This window comes from Microcoleus sp. F4-D5, from assembly GCF_036704885.1.
Lineage (GTDB): Bacteria > Cyanobacteriota > Cyanobacteriia > Cyanobacteriales > Microcoleaceae > Microcoleus.
Genome location: NZ_JAUBSX010000007.1, coordinates 98,648 through 118,733 on the forward strand (window position 1 = coordinate 98,648; position 20,086 = coordinate 118,733).

Annotated in this window: 15 protein-coding genes; 8 read left to right on the forward strand and 7 right to left on the reverse strand. The window is 47.4% G+C overall.

Annotation, left to right across the window (positions count from 1 at the left end):
* Position 1 precedes the first annotated feature (1 nt).
* The 3 genes from QUA80_RS05540 (at position 2) to QUA80_RS05550 (ending at position 5,022) form a co-directional block, all read left to right on the forward strand.
* Entirely contained in the window at positions 2-1,075 is a 1,074-nt protein-coding gene (locus QUA80_RS05540; RefSeq protein WP_333422174.1) for a DUF6745 domain-containing protein, read from the forward strand.
* Between the two features lie 163 nt (positions 1,076-1,238).
* Positions 1,239-2,420, forward strand: a complete 1,182-nt coding sequence (gene sat, locus QUA80_RS05545) for a sulfate adenylyltransferase (protein WP_333422176.1) — start codon at positions 1,239-1,241, stop codon at positions 2,418-2,420.
* A 430-nt stretch (positions 2,421-2,850) separates the two neighbouring features.
* The gene (locus tag QUA80_RS05550) at positions 2,851-5,022 is read left to right on the forward strand and encodes a caspase family protein (protein ID WP_333422178.1); all 2,172 of its coding nucleotides are present in this window, start codon (positions 2,851-2,853) and stop codon (positions 5,020-5,022) included.
* A gap of 228 nt (positions 5,023-5,250) precedes the next feature.
* Here QUA80_RS05550 and QUA80_RS05555 read toward each other — a convergent pair whose 3' ends face one another.
* A complete protein-coding gene (locus QUA80_RS05555) occupies positions 5,251-6,582 on the reverse strand; it encodes a valine--pyruvate transaminase (protein WP_333422180.1) in 1,332 nt (443 codons plus the stop codon).
* A gap of 582 nt (positions 6,583-7,164) precedes the next feature.
* Here QUA80_RS05555 and QUA80_RS05560 point away from each other — a divergent pair.
* The 3 genes from QUA80_RS05560 (at position 7,165) to QUA80_RS05570 (ending at position 10,079) form a co-directional block, all read left to right on the forward strand.
* Entirely contained in the window at positions 7,165-7,707 is a 543-nt protein-coding gene (locus tag QUA80_RS05560) for a carboxymuconolactone decarboxylase family protein (protein WP_333422182.1), read from the forward strand.
* 21 nt (positions 7,708-7,728) lie between these two features.
* On the forward strand, positions 7,729-8,934 hold the full coding sequence (locus tag QUA80_RS05565) for an adenylate/guanylate cyclase domain-containing protein (protein ID WP_333422184.1): 1,206 nt from the start codon (positions 7,729-7,731) through the stop codon (positions 8,932-8,934).
* Between the two features lie 305 nt (positions 8,935-9,239).
* The gene (locus tag QUA80_RS05570; protein ID WP_333422186.1) at positions 9,240-10,079 is read left to right on the forward strand and encodes a Tab2/Atab2 family RNA-binding protein; all 840 of its coding nucleotides are present in this window, start codon (positions 9,240-9,242) and stop codon (positions 10,077-10,079) included.
* 145 nt (positions 10,080-10,224) lie between these two features.
* Here QUA80_RS05570 and QUA80_RS05575 read toward each other — a convergent pair whose 3' ends face one another.
* Positions 10,225-10,425: a hypothetical protein gene (locus tag QUA80_RS05575; RefSeq protein ID WP_333422188.1), complete on the reverse strand. Its 201-nt coding sequence runs from the start codon at positions 10,423-10,425 to the stop codon at positions 10,225-10,227.
* Between the two features lie 209 nt (positions 10,426-10,634).
* On the opposite strand from QUA80_RS05575, the gene QUA80_RS05580 reads away from it, so the two are divergent.
* The gene (locus tag QUA80_RS05580) at positions 10,635-11,507 is read left to right on the forward strand and encodes an S-methyl-5'-thioadenosine phosphorylase (RefSeq protein ID WP_333422190.1); all 873 of its coding nucleotides are present in this window, start codon (positions 10,635-10,637) and stop codon (positions 11,505-11,507) included.
* 123 nt (positions 11,508-11,630) lie between these two features.
* Here the strand turns inward: QUA80_RS05580 and QUA80_RS05585 are convergent, their stop codons facing one another.
* Positions 11,631-12,854, reverse strand: a complete 1,224-nt coding sequence (locus QUA80_RS05585; protein ID WP_333422192.1) for a tetratricopeptide repeat protein — start codon at positions 12,852-12,854, stop codon at positions 11,631-11,633.
* A 76-nt stretch (positions 12,855-12,930) separates the two neighbouring features.
* Here QUA80_RS05585 and QUA80_RS05590 point away from each other — a divergent pair, with 76 nt between their 5' ends.
* Entirely contained in the window at positions 12,931-13,422 is a 492-nt protein-coding gene (locus QUA80_RS05590; RefSeq protein WP_333422194.1) for a WbuC family cupin fold metalloprotein, read from the forward strand.
* A gap of 67 nt (positions 13,423-13,489) precedes the next feature.
* On the opposite strand, the gene QUA80_RS05595 is transcribed toward QUA80_RS05590, so the two are convergent.
* The 4 genes from QUA80_RS05595 to QUA80_RS05610 all read right to left on the reverse strand — a co-directional run bounded on the left by QUA80_RS05595 (position 13,490) and on the right by QUA80_RS05610 (position 19,954).
* Positions 13,490-13,975 (reverse strand): hypothetical protein, encoded by a 486-nt coding sequence (locus QUA80_RS05595; protein ID WP_333422196.1) that lies wholly within the window; start codon positions 13,973-13,975, stop codon positions 13,490-13,492.
* 220 nt (positions 13,976-14,195) lie between these two features.
* Positions 14,196-16,052, reverse strand: a complete 1,857-nt coding sequence (locus tag QUA80_RS05600; protein WP_333422198.1) for a PAS domain-containing sensor histidine kinase — start codon at positions 16,050-16,052, stop codon at positions 14,196-14,198.
* A gap of 399 nt (positions 16,053-16,451) precedes the next feature.
* Positions 16,452-19,667 (reverse strand): MASE1 domain-containing protein, encoded by a 3,216-nt coding sequence (locus QUA80_RS05605; protein WP_333422200.1) that lies wholly within the window; start codon positions 19,665-19,667, stop codon positions 16,452-16,454.
* Between the two features lie 152 nt (positions 19,668-19,819).
* Entirely contained in the window at positions 19,820-19,954 is a 135-nt protein-coding gene (locus tag QUA80_RS05610) for a hypothetical protein (protein WP_333422202.1), read from the reverse strand.
* Positions 19,955-20,086 lie beyond the last annotated feature (132 nt).

Here is a 20,086-nt window from a genome sequence, read left to right on the forward strand (position 1 = left end):
AATGATCGCAATTACTCCAGAACAGACAGCCCTAATTCCGACTTATCGCGAGAAGTGGCGGCTAATTGGACTTTCGATAAAACCGATCGATCGCCCGCAAGCGACAGCCGCCATCCACACCGCCTACAACATCATCGGCTTTCCTGAACCGGAAATTATTTTCTGTGACAGCCCTTACACAGCTTTGCAAGCAGTTGAACCGCTAATAGAAGGCGATTTGGGGAGCGAGCTGGGCAGGGAAATTCTCAACAAAATTCACACTAGATTGTACAATCAATTGAGGTATAAACTCGGCATGGAACTGCAAAACCAAGTTTACAGCCAACTTTACGACCCGCTGTTCTACCAATGGATAGGTCAATTGCACGATCGAATTAAAGATGAACTTCTCAACAGATTTATCGGCGAATTAGATAGCGGTTGTGACAGCATCCTGAACCGCCAATTTTTTTACAACAATAACTGCATAGTTTCAGAATTTTCCGCTTGTCACGGAAGTTGGGTGGATTTTTGCATTTCAGTGTTAAAATTGGAGATAGATCGCTCTTTATATTCAGCCTTTCAATCCTTAGTGGAAAACTGCGGCTGGATTTACCCGTTTGAGAAAATGTGCTTTGTGTGCGATCGCCCGATCCAACTTCATTTTGACAGCGAATATTTGCTCCACGCAGAAGGTCAACCAGCGGTTGAATTTGCTGACAAGTTCAGTGTATACTCTTATCGCGGCGTCCGACTGCCGGAAACAATCGGTCAAGTTCCGCCCCACTCTTGGCAAGCTTCATGGCTGTTAACAGAACAGAATGCCGAAGTGCGGCGAGTTTTGATTCAGGCGATCGGCTATCGGAGAATTTGTCAAGAATTGCAAGCAACCAAATTGGATACTTGGCAAGAATATACTTTGTTGAAAATTGAAAATAATATTGACCTAGAGCCAATTTATTTGTTAAAGATGACTTGTCCGAGTACGGGACACGTTCACGTTTTGCGAGTGCAGCCAAAAGTGCGCTCTGCTAAAGAAGCGATTAGCTGGGTAAATTGGGGAATCGATCCAGAAGAATTTCAAGTGCAGACTTGAAGGGAAAGTTTAGAGTTTTGAGTGCGCGAGTTTACAGTTAAAGAATTACAGCGCCACAAAAGCAGCGTTCTGTACAATTCCAGAACAATTAAAAAATGTAGAATTGCAGCCACCGCTTGATACTATGTACTCTGGCAGCTAAAACCAAATAACTCAAATCGACATGAGCCAGCATCTAGACCGCATTGCCCCTCACGGCGGCATCCTGGTCAACCGCATTGCCACACTAGACCAAAGACAAGAATTTTTCGACAAAGCAGAAGTTTTGCCGCGAGTCCAGCTTTCGGATCGATCGATCTCCGACCTGCAAATGATCGCCATCGGCGCCCTGAGTCCCCTCAAAGGGTTCATGAACGAAGCTGATTATCGATCGGTCGTCAAACAAATGCGCCTCTCCAACGGCCTTCCTTGGTCGGTTCCCATCACCCTCTCGGTAACACAAGCAGTCGCCGACACCCTGAAAGCAGGCACTTTAGTGCGCCTCGACTCGCCGGCGGGCGAATTTGTCGGACTCTTGGAACTTGCAGAAAAATATCACTACAGCAAAGAAGAAGAAGCCCTCAACGTCTACCGCACCGACGACCTCAAACACCCGGGTGTCCTCGTACTAGACAAATCCGGGCCCGTTAACCTCGCAGGCGACATTTGGCTGTTAGAACGCGAACCAGATCCCCGTTTCCCCCAATACCAAATTGACCCGGCGAAATCGAGAATGCTGTTCAAAGAAAAAGGATGGAAAACCATAGTCGGTTTCCAAACCCGAAACCCCATCCACCGGGCCCACGAATACATCCAAAAATGCGCCTTAGAAACAGTAGACGGCTTGTTCCTGCACCCGCTAGTCGGGACGACAAAAGAAGACGACATCCCGGCTGATGTGCGGATGCGCTGCTACGAAATTCTGCTAGAAAAATACTATCCAAAAGATCGCGTAATTTTGGCAATTAATCCGGCGGCGATGCGCTACGCCGGGCCGCGAGAAGCAATTTTTCATGCTTTAATTCGCAAAAACTACGGCTGCACTCACTTTATCGTGGGTCGCGATCACGCTGGAGTTGGCGATTATTACGGTACTTACGATGCCCAACATATTTTTGATGAATTTGAGCCGGGAGAATTGGGAATTGTGCCGATGAAATTCGAGCACGCTTTCTATTGCACGCTGACGGAACAAATGGCTACAACTAAAACAAGCCCGAGCACTCCCGAACAACGGGTGCATTTGTCGGGAACCAAAGTTCGGGAAATGCTGCGCGCTGGAAAATTGCCACCGCCGCAGTTTTCCCGGCCGGAAGTCGCCGCAGAATTAGCCAAGGCAATGAATATTTTCAGTTACGAGATTTAAATCTTGAACCTTGTCTGGGCGGCATTCTGAATTGTTGGGAATTTTGAGTTTTGAGTTGACAAGTTACAACTTTTGTCCTGGACGCCCAAGCGCGTCGAAATCTGGTTTTGGAACAAAAATACGTGCTTAAAACCCTCAATTTCGGTTAAAAAACCCGGTTTCTTTGTGGGCGAGTGCGTCCAGGACAAAAGTTAAAAGTGAAAAGTTAAAACTTAAAAGTTTTCTTAATACTAAACACTCACAATCTAATTAATGCCCCCTAAAATTATTGAGGGAATTTAACTGAAACAGTTCGCGATCGCACGCTACCCAAAACAACCCGGTTTCTCGTTGTCGCGATCGAGCGCATACGACCAAATTACGTGCATAAACCGGGTTTTTGCGTAAGTATTGTTAAAATTCAGAACTTAAAATTCAAAGCTATTTAAAAATGGGACTGAAGCGGCGGGAATTTTTGCAGCAAGCTGGCCGGATGCTGGCCGCCATCGGAATCAGCGAGGCCCTGTGGCTGCCGTTGGGCTCGCGCTACCTCCAAGCCTTAGCCCAGCCGACAGCCCGCAAATTGGCTTTGTTGGTGGGGGTTGACAAATATCCAGACTCGCCCATGCGCGGCTGCCTCACGGATGTGGAATTGCAGCGGGAACTGCTGACATATCGGTTTGGGTTTGTGCCGTCTGACATTTTGACTTTGACTGACGCTCAAGCTACCAGGGACAATATCGAGACGGCTTTTGCGACTCACTTGACTCAACAAGCAAAACCCGGTGACGTGGTAGTTTTTCACTTTAGCGGTTGCGGTAGTCGAGTCAGTTTGCCTGAGTCTTCCGGAATAATGCAAAACAGTTTGGTGCCGGCGGATGATGTTTTGCCGCTGTTAGCAAACCGGGCGGTGAACGATATCTTAGAGGAAACGCTGCTGCTGTTGGTGCGATCGCTCGCAACAGAAAATGCGATCGCCATCCTCGACACCAGCTACACCTATCCGGGTTTCCCCAAAAACGGCAACTTTCGCATTCGCTCCCGCTCCCGCCCCACCATCGGCGAGCCGAGCCTCGAAGAATTAACGTTCGCCGAAGGTCTCAAATCCCGGCCAAATCTCCGTCCTGCAGCCACGGTACTTGCTGCGGCCGCCAATTCTCAAATCGCCGCCGAACAAGATTGGAACGGATTTAGTGCAGGTTTGTTTACCTACGCCCTCACTCAAACTTTGTGGTGGGCCACTCCGGCTAGCAGCTTCAGCGTCAGTTTCAGCCGCGCCGCGGGTAATGTCGAGCAAATCACGGGGTTATCGCAGCAACCGCAAATTCTGAATCACGATTTAACAGCGCCGCTGGCGGTAAATTTTTCAAATTTAATGTTCGATTCCCCTGCTGCTGACGGCGCTGTGACGGCGGTGGAAGAAGGCGGCAAAACTGTGCAGTTGTGGCTGGGCGGGTTGTCGCCGGGGGTTTTGGAGTGCTGTGGGGGTTCTGTGTTTGCTTTGGATTCCTCGGAGGGCGACCGGCTTTTGCTGCGGGGACGCACGGGCCTCTCTGCTAAAGCCCAAGTTTTAGACGGGTTCGATATAACAAATCGGCAACTAACAGCCGGCCAACTGGTGAGGGAAGAAATTCGGGTATTGCCGCGAAACATCGGTTTGACAGTAGCTTTGGACTCTGGTTTGGAACGCATCGAGCGCGTGGACGCTACCAGTGCTTTTGCGACTGTGCCGCAAGTTGCGGCCGTAGGTAGCGACCAACCGGCTGACTGTCGGTTCGGCAGAGTCCCGGAAACGACTTTAGCCGAAACAGTCTCGGCTCAGGAGCCTGGTTTGATACAAAGCCGTTACGGTTTGTTTTCTGTGGCTCAAATCCTGATTCCCGATACTCAGGGCGACGGGGGAGAAGCCGTCAAGGTGGCGGTGCAGCGCTTGACTCCGCATTTGAAAGCGCTGCATGCGGGGAAATTGCTGCGGCTGACAGTCAATGAGGGGTCTTCGCGCCTGAAGGTGCGGGCGGTTCTGGAAACTCTCGCACCGCAAGCGCCGGCTGTGGTGCAGCGGGAGCCGGTGCGGGCCGGCGGTGATTATCTGCTGGAACCGCTGAGGGGGAAAGGCGAGAAATCGGTCACCAGCTATATATTAAGTGTGAAAAAAGGCGACCGCTTTCAGTACGGCTTGTATAACGAGAGCGATCGCCCGGTTTACTTTGCGCTGTTTGGCTCCGATAGCGCGGGACGGCTGTCAGTGCTCGGCGCTGAGGGCAAAGATTCTGTGGGGGGGATGTCCCGGGCGATCGCTCCCGGGGAGAATTTGACCGTGCCGGTGGCTGGGGCGAGCGGGTGGGCGGTATCCGGGGCGATCGGACTTGCGGAAACTTTGATTATATTTAGTGAGAGTCCCTTCGCTCAAACTCTGGCTGCAATAGAAGCCGAAATGCAGCAAACGAGGGATGCCCAGCCAATTCGAGTGTTGTTGAATCCTTTAAATGTGGCGCGGGCGGTACTCGAAGATTTGCACGCGGCTAGCATTCCGGGGGTGCAGAAAGTGGGGATATCGACGGATGATTTGGCTTTGGATGTGAATGTTTGGGCAACTCTGAGTTTTGTTTATCGGGTGGTTTAATTGTTAAAAACTCCCCGCTCATAGTCGGCGATTGCAATTGCTTTTGACCTCAAACTACACAAACGAAATCTACCTACGCGAGACTGAGAAATCATACCGAATCCGGCTTAAATACCACCTCGATCTCGCTTGTCCCTCTGAGCTAGGACGAAAGTTTGACTTGCAGAGCGGTTTCAACCGCAGAATCAGAAAAAATGTGGATTTCCCCAGATTTGATATAAGAAGAAATCAAGACTGATAAACCTTTTCTACCATTTGAGCCAAGCGTTTCATTGCAGTTTCAATCTCATCATTTGTGGCAGTCAAACTGATCCGCAAACACTCGTGCTTGTGCTGCCAATCTTCCCGCAAACCGGGGAAGAAAGAACTTCCAGGCACGAGGATTACGCCGACTTTCTTCAATTCTTGATACAGTTCCCAATCAGTCATGGGCAAATCTTTCAGCCACAACCACGCGAACATTGCTCCTTCGCCCCGGTGCAAAAACCACGGCAAATCTTTCGGCATTGCTTGTTCTAGAGTGCTTTCTACGATCGCAAATTTGCTTTGATAGTACGGCCGAATTACGTTGATGGAAATATCGGCAAGAGCGCCGGAAGCAATGGCCAGAGTTGCGATCGCCTGTCCGTATCTCGGCGAATGAATGCACATATTGGTCTGAAAACATTCTAATATTTGAATGATTTGTTCATCGCCGATCGCAATTCCGATTCTTTCTCCCGGCAATCCGGCTTTCGACAAACTCATGCAGTGTACGATATTGCCGCCAAAAAGCGGCGTCATTTCGGTAAAATTCAAGGACGGGAAGGGAGGGCCGTAGGCGGAATCAACGAACACCGGCACGTCGAAAGCGGCTGCTAAATCGGCAATTTTCTTAACTTCGTCGTCGGTGAGAACGTTGCCCGTGGGGTTGCAGGGACGGGAAAAAATGACGCAACCGGTGGTTTCGCCGATCGACAGTTGGCTGAAATCCGGGCGGTATTTGAACCTGTGAGCACCCGCATCAATATCGAGGGTGGGTTTGCAGGCGACAACCGCTTCGGGAATCAAGCTAACGCCGCCGTAACCCGTGTAGTCTGGGCTCAGCGGTAGGACGATATTTTTAAGGCTACCCCCCCTAGCCCCCCCTTGGTAAGGGGGGGATTGATTGGCCGTTTCCCCCCCTTGGTATTGGGGGGGTGCGGTGTAGCCGCCGAAAGCGTTGGCTGCGTAGAAGTAAATAGATTGACTGCCGGGAGTAATTAGAATATTGCGATCGGTCAAATTCAATCCGTAACGCTGGTTGAAATCCGCCAAAACCGCATTGATAAACGGCTGATAACCTTGACTGGAACCGTAGCGACAAACCACCTCGCCGTATTCCGGGCTCGCCAAAAGTTCCGCAGTACACTCGCGCCACAACTGCTCGACTTCCGGCAAAATCACCGGATTTCCGGCGCTCAAATTGATAAACTCCTGCCCGCTGCCGGCTCTAAGAGTTTCAATAATATCTTTCATAATTGCCCGAACTCCCGTGAGGTGGGACATCTGAGCGCCAAATTGAGTTAGGGCAGGGTTCATAGCAAATGCAGCGACAATGATAGAAGTTTACAGTTTACCCATGATAACTCCAGTCGCAGGCGTTAGCCCAGCTTGTCTGGGGCATGGGTTGTCGATCGAGCGTCTGACAAATTCAATAAACTCGATCGAACAGCATTTGTTTTTTCCCTGTGCGCGCCCCCGCCCCTAAGATTCTGAGCATTGGTGGAGTCCTATCGATCGAATAATGTTTTTTGCCTGAAAATTCGCGCACAGGCAGTATTATCAAATTCAAGAGTTTTGAAGGGATTTCGCGCCGCCGCGCCTGATGAATTGCCAATACTTGACAGCAGCCATTGCGAAATCTAAGATTAGCAGCAAGAACCGATCGCAACAGAATTTTATAAGCTCCGATTACTGCTATAATTGCAGGTTTAATCCAGGCTCAAGCATCTGATTTGTTGCTAGCTCATCTTCAAGATTCGCGGTTTGCTCGCAGCGGTGCATTATCATCATCAATCCGACTCAACCCAAGATAGCTCGTAACGTCACCCTTTGAGTTGCGTTACATCAACAAACTATAAATCCACATCAAAATTAACTGCGGTAAAATTTAATAAAACAATGACGCACTTTCCACTTACAGAATACGAGCAACTTACCGATCCTAAAGCCAAAGCAGTGTACGAAGAAATCTTAACTGAATTGGGGTTTGGCATCGTCCCCAATCTGTTCAAGTCAATGGCAATCAAACCTGACTTATTAGAAGCAAATTGGAAAAAATTCCGGGGAACAATCCTGCAAGGAGACTTACCGCGCACGCTTAAAGAAATGGTCGGCGTCGCTATTTCCCAATCCAATAATAGCAAGTACGCTCTTCAAGTTCACCTGCACGGATTGTCAGCGTTGGGGATGAGCGAAGAAATCCTGCGAACCTTAGTTTCTGACTTTGCCAACTGCCCGTTGCCAAAACGCGATAAAGCCGTAATTACCTTTGGCTTGCTGGCTGCTACAAAACCCCTAGAAATGACAGAATCTGATTACCAAAACCTGCGGGATTTAGGGCTAGATGATTCTGAAATCTTTGAAATTATTGCGACAGCAGACTTGTTTAGCTGTGTCAACCGATATACAGATTCCATTGCCCTTGAAATAGATGCTTTGTAATCTATATTTTATACCCCTATTATGGGCGAGCGGCTAGAAGATCTAGATCGAGAAGAACTTCTGTTGACAGCCCGCCGTTTGTTAGCAGAAGCTCAAGCGCTTTCCATCCGCATTTCGGCCGTCAACGAAGTTGCCACAGCCATTAACCGCACCCTAGATCTTAACGAGATTTTGCGGGTAGTAGGCAAGCAAGCCAAATGGCTGCTCGACTTTGAACACTGTAGCGTTTGCCTGCACAGCACTAATGCTTGCACAACCTTATTTGGGCCGCATATCCCTATAGATATTGCAGCCCTCCCAGAGGGCAGCCCTATTAACAAGGCTTTCAAAACACGTCAACCTCAATTAATTCAAGAAGCGGGTGCTACTGTTATTTTATACCCCTACGCTTCCCAAATTATCATTCCCTTGGAAAGCGAAGGTAAGGTTTTAGGGACAATTAATTTTGCAACAACTAAGCCGCGAGCTTACACTCAAGAAGACTTGCGGATTGGCTATCTTTTGGCTTTGCAACTATCCTCAGCCATCCGCAATGCTGAGCGTTTTAAAGAGATAAATAGGCTTTATGCCGAACTCGATGCCGAAAAGCACAAATCTGACCAGCTACTGTTAAACCTGCTCCCAGTTGAAATTGCCGAGGAACTCAAAAATAACGGCAAAGTTGAACCACTTTATTATGATTGCGTATCGGTTTTATTTACTGACTTTAAAGACTTTACTCAGTTATCAGAAAAAATGACGCCGCGAGAGTTAGTTGACGAACTAGACTATTGTTTTTCTTATTTCGATCGCGTGATGGATAAATACTCTATGGAAAAATTGAAAACTATTGGTGACAGCTATATGTGTGCGGCGGGAATTCCTACGCCTACCCCAACACACGCCTTTGACGCTGTACTTGCTGCCCTAGAAATTCAACAGTTCATGGAGCTGCGAAAAAGGCAGAAAGCTCAAGAAAATATTGCTTATTGGGAGATCCGCATTGGCATTCATTCAGGCCCCATACTTGCTGGAGTAATTGGCAATAAAAAGTTTGCCTATGATGTCTGGGGAGATACCGTGAATACTGCATCTCGGATGGAATCTTCCGGTTTACCTGGAAATATCAATATCTCTCACGCAACGTATGAATTAGTTAGAGATTTTTGTGACTGCGAATATCGAGGAAAAATTTCTGCTAAAAATAAGGGCGAGTTGGATATGTATTTGGTTCGCAATCTTAAATAAATTTGAGAAGAGGAATCGGGAAGGGCTAATCAAACCAATTTTAGATTTTAGATTTTAGATTTTAGATTTTAGATTTTAGAATAGGGAATAGGGAATAGGGAATAGGGAATGACTGATAACTATCATGTTTGGGGTCGCTGCTATAGTTTTGCTTTTGTTGACAGGTATTAGATATTGAAATTAAACTAAACTACGAACTGAGAATATATCGCTCGAAGTTTTCGATCGCGAGATAGGTATTGTATGGCAGTGTCCCCAGACTATAGTAAAATGAGCGAGTTGTAGATTTTAATTTTTTATTATTGATGCGTATTTGGCAAGCCGATTTTTACCGCCGCCCTCTCCAAGATGAGGCGGGTAAACCACTCTGGGAACTCTTAATTTGCGACTCGGAAGGCAGTTTTCAATTTAACGCTGTTTGCAGCCAGGGGGCCGCTAATTCCACTTGGCTAGCCTCACAGTTGCAGCAGCAAGTTCAAACTCAGAATTTGCCGGACTTGATTCAAGTATTTAGACCTCAGTCTCTGAGCTTAATCGAAGCTGCGGGCAAAGTTTTGGGCGTCAAGGTGGAAGCGACTCGGCGCACTGCGGCTCTGAAATTGCTGCTGCAACAACGCGCAAAAGAATATTCGAGTATGCCTAATTATACAGGGGAAGCTTACAGTCCGATCGCCCTAGACTCGCCGCCGCCCATCCCTTTACCCGAAAAACTTTGGGGCGATAGCTGGCGTTTTGCTTCCCTACCCGCCGGCGACGTTGAAGATGCTTTCCAAGGGCGTCCCCTGCCAATTTTGGAAATGCCAAAATTGCTGTTACCGCTGAATTTGGGCTTGGCATCTACAGTACCCGTACCCGGAGTTGTGATTGACGGCGGACGCCAGTCTATGCGGTTGGCTAGATGGCTTCAGGATGCTAAACCTTTCGCTTTGAATTATATCCCGGGAGCTCCCGACGGATTGATATTGGAAGCTGGGTTAGTAGATAGGTGGGTTGTAGCTACTTTTGAAGATAGTGAGGTGAAAGCGGCGGCCCAAATTTACCAACAGCGCAAGCAATTAAGTCAAGGATTGCATTTTTTGTTAGTGCAGCCCGATGATAGTGGGATGACTTATACAGGCTTTTGGCTGTTGAATTTTGATCGATAAGATGTAAATAACATTATTTATGATGTCGCATCGATCGCGCGCCGAAAAATAGTAAAAAACCGCCCGAACTCTGTTCCTGCAAATACAGACTCAACCCCAAATTTTCCAACAGCTTCTTGAGCTAGCAAGAGATAGTGTAGCAAAGTTATTCCACAACTAAAATTAATCCGTTTTGGATGCCCTGACAAACTCGGTTGATGTGAACACGATCGTTTTGATCGATCCCGTCAAGGACTGCTGACTTCAGCAACCGTCTGTCAAGGGGGGTAATTTGACGAAAAGCAAAGATCCGCTGGACGATCGCCTCGATCGAGATTTTGGGGAGGTTAGCAGAACTGACTGTCATGGTTTTAACACACTAAAAGTAGGTAACAGAACTGTGTACATTTATTTTTAAAGATTGCGTGAAGTTTTCTTGTGACTTCAATCACATATATTGTGTGACAAAATAGTGTATGTCGGGTGACTGTTGTCACCAAATCTTCAACGATATTTACCCCAACTTAACGATGGCCCGATAGAATCACTCTTGTAAAACTCAAGCAGAAAGTAAAAATGGCACAAGCAAAAATCGGAATTATCGGCGGCAGCGGTTTGTATAAAATGGAGGCCCTCAAGGATATTGAAGAGGTCAAAATTGATACACCTTTTGGAGCGCCATCGGATGCCGCAATTGTGGGAACATTGGACGGTACGCCAGTAGCATTTCTGGCCAGACACGGCCGCAACCACACTTTTTTGCCCTCAGAAGTGCCGTATCGCGCAAATATTTATGCAATGAAGAGTTTGGGAGTTGAGTATTTAATCTCAGCGTCGGCGGTTGGTTCCCTGAAAACAGAGGCGAAACCTTTAGATATGGTAGTGCCGGATCAGTTTATCGATCGCACAAAAAATCGAGTTTCTACCTTTTTTGGAGAAGGAATAGTCGGTCACATCACATTCGGCGATCCGGTTTGCGGCGAATTGGCAAAAGTGTTAGCTGGGGCGATCGAATCATTGAACCTCCCCGAGGTTTCGCTGCACCGGGGCGGCACTTACGTCTGTATGGAAGGCCCCGCATTTTCCACAAAAGCAGAATCAAACCTTTACCGCAGTTGGGATGCCACAGTCATTGGGATGACAAATTTGCCGGAAGCAAAATTAGCCAGAGAAGCTGAAATTGCCTACGCAACTTTAGCATTAGTCACAGACTACGACTGCTGGCATACCGAACACGACAGCGTAACAGTAGAAATGGTAATAGCAAATTTGCACCGCAATGCAGAGAATGCTCAAAAAGTCATTCAAGAAACAGTCCGTAGACTAACAGAAAATCCCCCAGTCTCTGATGCACATTCAGCTTTGAAATATGCAATTCTGACTCGGCTGGATCGAGTGCCGACCGCAACTAAGGAGAAAATGGGTTTGTTGTTGCAGAAATATTTGTAAGACGAGTTGCGAAGGAAGAACTGCATCGCTTCTTTCTCTTCCTTCGCGTCCTTAGCGTCTTCTCGGTTAATTTAATCTTACGACCTATTCATCATCCTATAGTTTACGATTGTTTCTGAATGATTAATTTATCAACTGCTTGAACGCATCGTATTCGCGAATTTTATCTAAATCAGCTTCACTTTTTGCCAACTCTTTACACACATTCGGATTGAGATTGAGGGCGCGCTTTAAATTTTCAATTGCTAATTCAATTTTACCTTGTAGCGCATAACATCGGGCTTTGTTGTACCAAATTCTGTAAAAATCCGGCCGGATTTTAGCAGCATTGTCGTAGGAATCAATGGCAGCTTCGTATTTTTGCAATTTGGAGAGTGCAACGCCTCGATTGTTCCAAGCGTCAGTATAATCGTTTTTAATTTGTAGGGCTTGATTGTAAGAAATTACTGCTTGTTCGTACTCCTGCATTTTGGAAAAAGCAACGCCTCGGTTGTTCCAAGCATCGGCATAATCGGGTTTGGCTTGAATTGCCTGTTCGTAACAGCCGATCGCCTCCTGGTACTTCTGCAACTCCAACAATACCACACCTCGATTGTTCCAAGCGTCGGGATAATTGGGGCGAATTGTAGTAGCTTGTTCGTAAGAGGCGATCGCCTCTGGATACCGCTGCATTCTCGTGAGCACTACTCCCCGGTTATTCCAAGTATCGGCTAAATCGGGCTGAATTTGCAAGGCAAGATTGTAAGCAGCGATCGCATCTTCATAACGGTTTTCAAAGAAACAAGCATCTCCCTGTTTGGCATAGTCGGCGGCTGTCAATAACTGTTGGTAATTGCCGTAGTTAACCGGAGCAAATTCTTGAATTTGAGCATCGGGAAATAACAAGTCTGTTTCTGCATCCGGGTGACTTTGGTGTTGGATTTCGCCTAAGATAGTTTCTGCATCGGAAATTAATAGTTTTAATTGAGAGATTGTATCGTAATGGAGACTTTCAATTTCTTGGCGAGCAATTGTTGTCTGCTTGGACAATTTGCTAAACAGAAACCAAACCCCTACTCCGGCTGCTGTCGGAAACACAGTTAGGGCAATTACCAGTCCGTTAAGCAGTACCGCCGTGCGTCCAAAAGCAATGTCAACTTCTTCTTGAACTCGATCGCGAATTTCCTCTTTCTGTTGCTGTTGTTGCAATTGCTGCTGAACAAACAGTGCCGCAGGCTTCAGTTCAGATGCAGAAACGTTACTGCCGCAGACTAGAATAGTCGAAAGGGCGATCGGGCTAATACTTGTTCTAAAAATACTTGACAAACGCATTGCCTTAGTGATAAGCACCTGATTTGCGATTTTCATATGTCAAGAGATGCAGGTAAAGATGATCCCAGACTAGCCCATTTGTTCAAAAACTATTAAATACAGGATATCTGTTGTGCAGCCCCCTCCGATCAAATTGCTGACGCAAGAATTGCTAGACGAAGTTGCCGCTTCCTCCCGCCGCAGTCCCCGCCAGCGACAAAACTACAATTTCCACGATTTGTCTGAAAAAGTGCAGCGGTTTGTCAACGTCCTGCAACCGGGCACTTACGTCCGCCCTCACCGACACCTGCGCCCGCCTGCGATTAACGGTTTTGAGTTTTTCGTAGTGATTCAAGGAGAACTCGGTATGATTATTTTGAACGAAAACGGTCAAATCCTGCGCTCCTTGCTAGTCAGCGCTGCGGGGCCGACTCGCGCTGTCGAACTGCCAGAGGGCACTATTCACACGTTAGTCGCTTTGGCACCCGATACTGTGATTTTGGAGTTCAAGGAAGGGCCTTACGACGTGGCAGCGGATAAAGACTTTTTGACCGATTTTCCTGCTGAGGGAACTGCGGCGGCGCGGGAATTAGTCCTGATTTGGGAAGCGGAATTTAACAATTGACTAATGACTGTTGACTGTTAAAAATCTAAAATCTAAAATCTAAAATCTAAAATCGATCGATTGATTACTAATTACTGATGAATCTAATTGTCGTCATCCGATTGTATAAATCCGGGGCGGTGCGAATGATTTTTCTCAGAAGTTCATCCGTCACCCAAAAGACGAGGGGAAAGGAAAATTTTTTGCTGAATTCGCTACATAGTAGGTTGGTAGAAACGAGCAATCGATCGATCGTCTCCACTGATTCCAAACCGAGGAGCATTAAAGCTGGAGGCTGTTCGCCATCTAGTTCTGCTGCGATTGTCGCGTAGAGAGTTGTCGCCGATTTGGGCAAAAACAGTTGCTGCGGTTTCACGGCACAATTTGCTTGCAGCCGATCGACTATTTGCTGCCGCAAAGCCAGCGAGTTGCAGTTGACTAAAACAAAAGAAAAGTAACCTTGGGAAAGACGGAGGGTCCGAGTTAAAGTTGAGAACGACCGCTCGTTGTATTTAGCTGAGTCGTACTTAGCTGCATCGTCTTTAGCTATATTTTCTGAGCTTTTGTGGACCATAAATTGCAGGTCTTTTATCTAGTTTTAGAGATTTTCTAGATTAAATGGTATTTCTAAATAAAATGTGAATATGGGATTTTTTTATTGAAAAACATTCCGGTAATTATAGCACGGTTTTAAATTAATATCAATAGTTCTATCCGCTAATTTGGCGGGAGCCACTCAAAACAACCTGCAACGGTACAGCCAAAGTATCAAATGTAGTTAAACCGACAAAAAATCACCGAGAATTGTCAGCCAGCGGCAAAGTAAACCAAAAACTTGCCCCAGCACCGGCACTGCTAATTACCCCAATTTCCCCGCCGTGAGCGCCAATAATTTGCCGACAAAGATAGAGCCCCAAACCCAAACCAACCGAGTGTCGGGATCGATCGCCCCTAACGTAAAGGTCAAAAAGATGTTCGCACTGTTCCGGCAATATTCCCACCCCGTCATCTTCAACTGTACAGCGAATCATACTACTTGGGGAATTGGAGATTGGGGATTGGGGATTGGTAATTGATATTTGGGAACTTGTACTAAGCTGGTGCTGAGCGTAGCCGAAGTGCGTAGCCGAAGTATTGATAATTGGTAATTTATCGATATCCTCTTTCGCTTTGCTGTGATTTCTAATGAATTCTTCCGCCTCGATTACTTTAGCCGAAACCGTTAAATTCAGTCCCGGCAGATTGTGTTTTAAAGCATTAGCTATTAAATTAGAGAACACTCGCCACAACTGAGTTTTGTCAGCATTCACGGCTGGCAAGTCATCAGAAACCAAATTTTTAAAAGTAGCTTTACTATCATTTATTAAAGGCTCCAAATCGGTTGCAGCAGCTTCAACTATCGCCCTCAAACTAACCGCATCGCAGTGCAAAACCAAACCGCGCAATTCCCCGGCGTGAACTTCCAACAGCGAATTTATCAAACGCAATTGCTGCTCGCTACCTTGAATCATCCGATCCAAAACAGAACGGGGAATTGCGATCGAATCCCCTGTTTTACTCTGCCAATTTTTCAGCACCATTAACATTCCCGCCACCGGGTTTCGCAAGTCGTGAGAAAGAGCGTGAATAAACAGCCGCAGCGATTCTTGTGCCTGTTTGCGCTGCGTGATATCCTCAATTAAACCCTCATAATAAAGCACGGAGCCACTCCTGTCCCTTACTGCCCGTGCCTTCTCGGAAATCCAGACAATACTGCCGTCTGAGCGGTAAATTTGAGACTCAAAATCCGACACTGTGCCGCTTTCCTCGATCGCCCGCAAAAACTCATTTCTGCGAGCCGGATCGACATACAACTGCCGCTCGATATCAGTAAACTTTGCCGTCACTTCTTCCGGGGAATCGCAGCCGTAAATCCGCGCCAAAGCTGGATTTGCAGTAATATAACGGCCATCGGGAGTGCTTTGAAAAATCCCCTCGTCGGCATTCTCAAAAATGCTGCGGTACTTCGCCTCCGCCGCCTCCAACTGCTGGTAAGCAGATTCCAACTCGCGCCTCGTACTAAACTCTTTCCGTTGCAGACATTCGTACCAATAAACAGATAAGTCACATATCAAACAAAACCAAAACAAATATAAGTACAACCCGGTTAACTTAAAAGGAGTATACTTAGCAAAACTTAGATTTAAAGCCAAATTTATCCCGACGTGGCAGCACAAAACGCCGAGTTGAGAAATCAGGTGGAGGCGCCAGCGGACGGGCATCAGCGTAGCTTGGATCAGAAACGCTAAACTCCAGGTAAAAATTGGTAATTCCCCGGCTTGTGCGACAGCTAGCCCAAGCTGTACAACCACCGTCAGCGACCACGAAGAACCCAAAAATAGCAAACCGGGATAGCGCTGTCCGAAGGAGGTTTTTTGCAACACAAAACAGGTCAACAAACCCAATTCTACAGCAGCACTCGTGTACAAATAAACACTTTTAAACTCCTGGCGAGCGAAGAATCTTTCGCCCAGAAAATAGACCGTTATTGTGAAGGCAAAAAAGATGGCAATTCCGACAGCAGGGCGCAGCCGCTCTCGGAGGAAGCGATCGCGCCACACCTCGTAAACCGTTAACGCCTGAACTGATTTTGCATTGCCCAAATAGGTCATACCATTTTAGATTTTAGATTTTAGATTTTAGATTTTAGATTGAGAAAGACAGCTCGTCCGAGTTGGCAGCAGGTACCGAAAACCAGAAAGTCAAACCACCGCCGGGAGAGCTTTCGACGCCGATGAGCTGCCGTGAGCTTTGATAATTTGCAAAGGAGAGGTACAGTCCAAAACCCAGCCCTGTTAAGCTGTTCTACATTGAAATTGTCTGTTAAAAAACCATTCCCCGTCTTGTGGGGAGTAGGGGTTGGGCCAGAAAGGCCGCCCAGAATATACAATTTAAATGCGCGACAGCTTAATTGTCGGCTATTAGGGTCTTGAACGTAAAGTTCAAACAGATATTCCCGCTGTTTGGCGCTGATTCCCACTCCATCCATTGTAGATTTTAGATTTGAGATTTTAGATTGAGAAAGAGAGCTCGTCCGAGTTGACAGCAGGTAGCGAAAACCAGAAAGTCGAACCACCGCCGGGAGTGCTTTCGACGCCGATTTCGCCACCGTGAGCTTTGATAATTTGCTTGGAGAGGTACAGTCCTAAACCCAGCCCTGTTAATTGTCGGCTATTAGGGTCTTGAACGTAAAGTTCAAACAGAGATTCCCGCTGTTTGGCGCTGATTCCCACTCCATTATCTGTTACAGTACAGCGAACCATTTTTACGGTCACTCCGGGCAATTTGCTGCCGATATTGCCAATTTGGCCCTGATAGCGGGGCATTTTGCAACTGCCGTCGAGGTGGAATTTGGCCAGGGTTTCCTGATTTTTCTGGGTGGTCTCGCCCATCCTAGGACGATCGCCCGCAGCAGATACCCGGTTAGCGATACAGCGGGCAAGCGGATTATTTTGCGATGTTAAAGCCTGGGAATTTTCTTCAAAACTTACCATTTTTTCAACTTCAATTACCTCAGCTTTAAAAGTTATATTGACTCCCGGAGGATTGTGTTTAATAGCATTAGTTAGCAGATTTTCTAGCACCCGCTGCAAGTGTTGGCGATCGGCATTGACTTGTGGCAAATCCGCCGGAATATCCTGAGTTAAAGTTGCTTGATTTTTTTCCAGCACGGGTTCTAAATTAGCAACAATGGCTGAAGCTAAAGACGGCAAATGCAGCGGTACAGTATTGAGAACAATACCTTTCACCTCGCTAGCGTGAGCGTCGAGCAGGGAATTAACCATAGTCAACTGGTGTTCGCTGGCCTGAACGATGCGCTGCAAGATCGATCGAGAAACCGGAACATCTTGTAGAGAGTCAGAGGGCGATTTGTTGAGCAAATTTTTCAGCAGTATTAACATTCCCATAACAGGAGTGCGGAGATTGTGAGAAACTGCGTGCAAAAATAGGTCTTTGAGGCGGTTGCTTTCTTGCAACTCGTGCATTTTTTGCTGTAGTTGGCGGGTGCGTTCCTCCACTTGAGATTCCAAGTTGGCATTGAGAGCTTTTACCTGCTGCAAAAGTTGGGCTTGCTGGAGAGCGATCGCCACTTGGGTAGCGAGTTTTTCCAACAAATCAATTTCAAATTCCTGCCACTGGCGGGGCACCGAACACTGGTTGACGGCCAAGATCCCGAACAATTCATCCCCCAGGACGATCGGCACATTTAACGTCGCTGTAATTTGATAGTCGCTATAGTATTTGGCAACTGCATCCGTGATTGGAACACTAGCAGTATCGGAGACTGCTCGGACGCGGTTGGTGGCATAAAACGTTCTCAAGTTTTTCAGGTGATTCTCATCAGCGAGCACCCACCCGAGAATAGAACGGCATTGGCTTCCCACAGACTCGGCCACAACCTTACCGTACATCGGGCTAGGAAGATTTACCCCGTCCGCGTCCACAATACCGATAAAAGCGCGGTCTGCCTTGAAAAATTGCCGGACTTCGGCAACAGTAGTATTGAGAATTTCTTCGAGGTCGAGGGAGTTGCGAATTCGCAGGGCGATTTCTGAGAGCAAGCGATCGCGATCGGACGATGCCCGCAAAGCCGCTTCCGCGCGGTGGCGTTCGGTAACGTCTTGGACTGTGGCGGAAATGAGGTTTGAGTTAATTGCTGACTGTTCGCAGACAGTACGCACTCCGCCGTCTGGAAGCACGATCCGGTAATCAATGCAATAGGGTTTGCGCTCAAACATAGCTTGACACTGCGATCGCGCCACCAATTCTCGGTCTTCTGGATGTACGGCCTGCAAAAAAACCGATGGTGTCGGTTTGACAGTTCCCGGAGCAAAACCCAAGAGGCGGTAAAGTTCCTTCGACCACCGCAATTCGATATTGGATATACGATCTTCTGCAGATTCTTGGCAGTTGTCAGTTGCTGTGACGGCGGCGCAATTTAAATCCCAATTGCCCAACTGAGCGATGCGCTGAGCGTTGGCTAAACTAGCTTCGCGATCGCGCAGCATGGCCGCCGTGCGGCGCACCTCCACCAGCGCTTGCTGGCGTTCTGCTACGGCGGCGGCCAACATCAGAGCCACAAGGGCGATCGTACCGGTAAAAGCTTGTAAAAATAAAACCGCCTGTTTGAGATTATCGCTTTTGGCCAAAAACGGGCCGCCTCCCTGCACTGCTCCCCAAATCGCGATGCAAGAGACGATCGAATAAGCAAAAATCGCTCCCGCCGGTTGAAACCGCAGGGCAGCCCAAACTATCAGAGGAAAAGGCAGATACTCCAGCGGATACATAGCGATCGCCGTCTGTATTTTTGAGCAAAAAAACAGCCAGCTCACGCTCAGCAAGAGAGTCAGCCATAAAGCTATTTCTGCATAATTAACAATTAAAAATAGAATATTGTAGCGGTTTTTAATTGCAGAAAATGTGCTTGGGTAATTGGGAATGGGTAATTGGGAATGGGTAATTGCGAATGGGGGATGGGGAATGGGGAATGGGGAATCTACCCCGTTAAAAAATGCTTTTAATCTTGAAGTAATACCGGGCTGAATCTCACATTTTACACCATTATTAATAACAGGCAAGATGCCTGTTCCACCAGAAAATTCATCTCTCGCTTCACAGGCATCTTGCCTGTTCCTAAACAAGTAATTGAAAATAATGAAACATCTCAGTTTTAGTGGAAATTTAAAACTGTTAACCGCGTGGTTCAAAGTCAGCAGCACGGGCGTCACAATCAAAATTCCCATGCCGTCTCCGAGCCACGTAGTCCACCAGTTCCGAAAGAAATTGCTCCACTGAGCCCAACCAAAAATGCACGTACCCAAGTTGCTGAGGATAGATCCTAGGAAAGTAGACCCGATAACAGCGCCCGCTACTAAAGCCAGAACATCTCGCAGTCGATCGAGTTTCGTAGAAAATCCGCTCCAAGTCAGCAAAGCCTCTCCAGCCAGCGCTTGCAGGGTGACGCTAAAGGCGGATGTGGCAATGACAGCCGACGGTATATCGGCGGTAGAGTTTAACAGCACTGAACCGAGGACAATTCCCGGCCACATCCGCCGCCCTTGCAGTAGCAGTGCCGCTAGAGCAATACCGGCGGGCGGCCACACGGGGGAGGGTTCGGATTTCACCAGTCCCAGCATTGACGCTGCGATTTTTCCGGTAACAAAGTAGGCCAGCGCCAGGATGCCGGTGTACAGAAGCGTTCGAGTGCGGCGGTTGAGCAGTTTCATGTTTGGGTGCGATCGAATCCTCCATTCCTAGTTGTTAATTTAGGCGGCTTTGGGGCGATCGAACTTCCTCCTGACGACTCACCTGACTGGGGGAGTGGGAAGTGGGGAGATTGGGGGGGGACAGGTTTGTTCGTTATGTCCCTTGAGAAAAATTAGCTCGCTTTACAAACCACAGTCAGCCAGTGAAAAGATAATAACATCGACAAGCCAACGCCCCGCCGCCGATCGATCCAAGTTACTTCCCTTAACGTCTTTTCCTCACCCTTGACGCAGCCAATGACAGACAAAGATTATGAAAAATGATAGAGTTTCTCTTTAACATAAATAATTTTTTCTGACAACTAACCCCCAGCCCATCTTAATGTTGATGACCTCTGTAAAAAATGAGCCAACGCTAAGCAGATTTGCCTATCCAAAAA